Annotated in this window: 6 protein-coding genes; all 6 read left to right on the top strand. The window is 37.8% G+C overall.

Features of this window, described 5'->3' with window-relative positions:
* Positions 1–351: 351 nt before the first annotated feature.
* The 6 genes from GKS34_RS23120 to GKS34_RS23095 all read left to right on the top strand — a co-directional run bounded on the left by GKS34_RS23120 (position 352) and on the right by GKS34_RS23095 (position 2963).
* Positions 352–636 carry a type II toxin-antitoxin system RelE/ParE family toxin gene (locus tag GKS34_RS23120; RefSeq protein ID WP_163387515.1) on the top strand — a complete coding sequence of 95 codons (285 nt, stop codon included), beginning with the start codon at positions 352–354 and terminating at the stop codon, positions 634–636.
* Positions 617–898 carry an addiction module antidote protein gene (locus GKS34_RS23115; RefSeq protein ID WP_163387513.1) on the top strand — a complete coding sequence of 94 codons (282 nt, stop codon included), beginning with the start codon at positions 617–619 and terminating at the stop codon, positions 896–898. The genes GKS34_RS23120 and GKS34_RS23115 overlap by 20 nt, the downstream gene beginning before the upstream one ends.
* Before the next feature lie 519 nt (positions 899–1417).
* A complete protein-coding gene (locus GKS34_RS23110) occupies positions 1418–1645 on the top strand; it encodes a UPF0175 family protein (protein ID WP_163387511.1) in 228 nt (75 codons plus the stop codon).
* A complete protein-coding gene (locus GKS34_RS23105) occupies positions 1629–1877 on the top strand; it encodes a PIN domain-containing protein (RefSeq protein WP_494337705.1) in 249 nt (82 codons plus the stop codon). The genes GKS34_RS23110 and GKS34_RS23105 overlap by 17 nt, the downstream gene beginning before the upstream one ends.
* A 12-nt stretch (positions 1878–1889) precedes the next feature.
* Complete coding sequence (locus GKS34_RS23100; protein ID WP_163387507.1) at positions 1890–2543, top strand: DUF998 domain-containing protein; 654 nt, start codon at positions 1890–1892, stop codon at positions 2541–2543.
* Positions 2544–2696: 153 nt separating this feature from the next.
* Positions 2697–2963: a zinc ribbon domain-containing protein gene (locus tag GKS34_RS23095; protein WP_163387505.1), complete on the top strand. Its 267-nt coding sequence runs from the start codon at positions 2697–2699 to the stop codon at positions 2961–2963.
* Positions 2964–3186: the final 223 nt, after the last annotated feature.

Raw genomic sequence — 3186 nt, 5'->3', positions numbered from 1 at the left:
ATTGCTTTTTTTTTCATAGCTTAAAATGTTTAATAGTTACGATAAGTCTAATGTAGGAAGAAACGGCAATAACTGCCGGCTTCCTGCCTTAGCAGGATTAGTTCAACATTTTGTAAAAGTAATGGCAGGAAATGTGCTATGCACCAAGGTTTGTAGCGCGTTCAACCAGCTTAGCAGGTTGACCGAAATCTGCCACGACCCATACAATTTACCGTTGTGGTGCATTCGAAGAAAGATGATTAGCCGTTACCAGACTTTTTGGAATCTTAAAAGAATAGATTAAATTCGTATCCGATAGGATACAATAATTCATAATCAGAACAGAAAAAAACGGCTGAATTCGATAAATGGATTAGGAAGCTCAAGGATATTCGAGCTAAAGTAAAAATTCTCTTCCGAATTCAGAAGTTGGAGACCGGTGAACATTTTGGAGACTGTAAACCTGTTGGTGATGGAATTAGCGAAATGCGGGTAAATTTTGCGAAGGGTTATAGAGTCTATTTCAAAGAGAAGGAAGACAAGATCATCATACTCTTAATCGGTGGTGAGAAATCAAGTCAACAGAATGACATTAAGAAGGCAAAAGAAATCTGGAATAAACTAAAGAATGAGAAACATGGCAACAACAAAATTTGACATTTCAGACTATCTCGACAATGAAGAAATGATTGCGGAGTATCTCAATACTGTTCTTGAAGACGGGGACAGCTCTGACCTCATTGTAGCTATAGGACACATCGCGAAAGCTATCGGAATGACAAAAATCGCTGAGAAAACTGGAATGAGCAGACCAAGTCTCTATAAGGCGCTAGCAGAAGGAGCTAAACCTCAATTCGAGACCATCATGAAAGTTTTAAAAGCGGTCGGTGGACAGATAAACATAAAACCATCCGCTTAAAAATGAAGAAATACGACACCACAAAGTACATATACACGCAACTCCTCTTCCAAAACATAGCTTTATACAATTGTTGTGGGGAATATCCAGATTCTACCATCATTGATAGAAAATCGTATATTAGAATGAAATGAAAAAACTATACGTTATAGCTGGATGCAACGGAGCGAGAAAAACAACTGCTTCTTACATAATTCTGCCATAAATCCTTGATTGTAAATGCAGATGAAATCGCTAGAGGAAACTTACAGAAAGGTTATCGAATTCAAAAAGCAAAAGAAAAGTCCGATGATTGTGGTAAGGAATGGTAAAATTGTAGCGGTTGACCCAAATGAAATATTACCCACAACAAACACCAAAATGAATATGCGAATCGAGTCATTTGAAAGAACAATGCGAAAAGGAAATTTCAGTGCATCTAGCAACTGGGGCGCATACTCATTTTATCGTAGCGTTAGGCTCCAGCAAAAGAACGTATTAAAATGAAGTCGATATCCAAAATTTTGATAAATTTAAACTATGAAGCATCTAACTTTAACGATACCTGATCATCTTGACTTGGATGAGAGGGAGACAAAAAGATTCCTTGCGGCAAAAATGTATGAATCCGGAAAGCTGTCACTCGGACAGGCCGCAGAATTGGCTGGCTTGTCAAAAGTGGCATTTTCGGAGATTTTGGCTGATTATGAGGTTTCTTTAATCAACTATCCACCTTCGGATATCCCAAAAGATGCAGCACAATTCTGATATTATCATTTCAAATACCAGCTGTTTAATAATTTTGGATAAAATTGATGAACTTGAATTATTAATGAAGATGGGAAGGAAGGTATTTGTGACTCCGATCATTTTAAAGGAGTTTGGAAAAAGCCTGCCTGATTGGATTTCGGTCGTGTCGCCTGAAAATTCTCACTATCAACAAATTCTGGAAATGGATCTGGATGAAGGGGTTGCTGAGAATTTGGGTAGCTGGAACTAAAAATAATCTCAAATGAATACAGTAATTGCTCATCAGAAAACCGTAAACCTATTATTGATTTGTGGAATTTTAGGTGCTTTACTTTATCCCCTTACGGACATAATTGCCGGCAATCTTTACAAGGGATACAGCTTTAACGAGCAAACGGTAAGTGAATTATTTGCGATAGGCGCCCCAACCAGTCAATTAGTGGTAGCCCTTTTTACAATTTCCAGTTTACTATTTATAGCTTTCGCTTCAGGCATTTGGTTACTATCCGGCGGTAAGCGTATTCTCCGGGCCTTAGCTATTATGATAGTTGGAAATGCAGTAAACAGCTTGGTATTGTGGAACTTCTTTCCGATGCACATGCGTGGAATTCAACCTACATTTACCGACACGATGCACGGAATCCTGGCAATAAACCCATTCGTTCTTGTTAGTCTCATACTTGGAGCAGTCTATTTTAAAAACTGGTTTCGTTATTATTCCATAGCGACAATTTTGTTGCTGATGATAATGGTTGTATTTGCAGTCCCAAAGGCTTTGTTGGTGTACGATAATCAGCCTACTCCAGGTCTTGGAATTATGGAGCGTGCCTCGCAGTATGGTCATCAATTATGGCATGCAATACTTGCCATTGTGTTGCTTGACAGACGTGTTGATTTTGACACGACAATTGAATGACGAAAGGAAATGGTACCAGAGATAATACCCGAACTGCTAACAAAAAGTATCGTTCATGGCGCTAAGGAAGATTTTTTTGCTCAGCGCCACGGCTAATACATAAACGTTAGCTGTAATTATGACAGAAGCCAATCTTCAATAAAAAACATTACAATGAAAGAATATAAATTTTGCCAAAGCTGTGGTTTCCCACTTAAAAAAGACAAAAAAGGTGGTGGGACGGAAAAAGATGGTTCCATCAGCAAAAAGTATTGCTCCATGTGCTATGAAAATGGCGTGTTTTTAACTCCCCCTGAAATAGATACAGCCAAAAAAATGCAAAAGTTTTGTATACAAGAAATGAAGAAGGACGGAATGAATGGTTTCTTTGCTTGGATGGCTACAAGGTCAATTCCAAATCTCGAAAGATGGAAACAGTAATGTATGCCACATCTCTTCGTAAGAAGTATATTCAAAATAAAATTTCAAAAAGTAAATGAAGGGAACATAAAATAGATTGAGGTGCAACACAAACAAACGAAATATAAACGAACATAAGAATGACTTGTAATAGCTCCGATATTATCTGACAGTTGGGTAAATTTAGACCGCGTTTTCTTAAGGGGTATTACTCCCAAAATGATTGTAAGATAAGGGGCTTTTA

It is taken from the genome of Cyclobacterium jeungdonense, assembly GCF_010994275.1.
GTDB lineage: Bacteria > Bacteroidota > Bacteroidia > Cytophagales > Cyclobacteriaceae > Cyclobacterium > Cyclobacterium jeungdonense.
The sequence above is the reverse complement of the archived record's forward strand: the minus strand, read 5'-3'. Positions and strand labels throughout refer to the sequence as shown.